This is a genomic window from Bacillus sanguinis, assembly GCF_018332475.1.
GTDB classification, from domain to species: Bacteria; Bacillota; Bacilli; order Bacillales; family Bacillaceae_G; genus Bacillus_A; species Bacillus_A sanguinis.
The window spans coordinates 1-523 of the sequence record NZ_BOQB01000685.1; the positions used below are offsets into that span (position 1 = coordinate 1).

1 protein-coding gene and 1 pseudogene are annotated in these 523 nt (G+C 49.5%); both read right to left on the bottom strand.

Annotated elements, in window-relative coordinates:
• Window positions 1-245: pseudogene (gene yghB, locus KI369_RS30070) on the bottom strand (DedA family general envelope maintenance protein YghB); the annotation flags it as partial.
• A gap of 139 nt (window positions 246-384) precedes the next feature.
• A complete protein-coding gene (locus tag KI369_RS30075; protein WP_212959072.1) occupies window positions 385-510 on the bottom strand; it encodes a PLP-dependent transferase in 126 nt (41 codons plus the stop codon).
• Window positions 511-523: the final 13 nt, after the last annotated feature.

Consider the following 523-nt stretch of genomic DNA (forward strand, 5'->3'; position numbering starts at 1 on the left):
CCCAGACTTGCTGCGGCGGTCAGAATCGCAATCGTAGGCAGAAAATCCATAACCCCCTGGGCAATCAATGCGCCTGCCTGTATCAACAAGCTGTCGCCTGGCAAAAATGAGGCGGGCAGCAGGCCGTTTTCTAAAAACAGCGTGGCAAACATGACAAAGTAAACAACGCTAACAATATGAGGATCCGCCAGCGCGGCAAAGTCGTGTTGCCAGAGCGCAGCGATGATATCTTGAATAACAGCCATGGACTTTCCTGTGGAACAGCGTTTAAGCCTTTATCTGCCTATTGTACTCCTGAATCGTCCGGGACGCCTTGATCCCGGACGCAACAATTTAAGACTTTTCACAATTAAATGTCTGCAAAATTGTCCAAAAGTGGCAATGTTATACAATTCGCGCAAAACCGGCGTCCAGATCGGCAATCAGATCGTCGACATCTTCCAGACCAATATGCAGGCGAATCAAGGTCCCGCTAAAATCGATCTCGCCTTGTGGGCGAATGGCGGCGATATGTTCTGGTTGA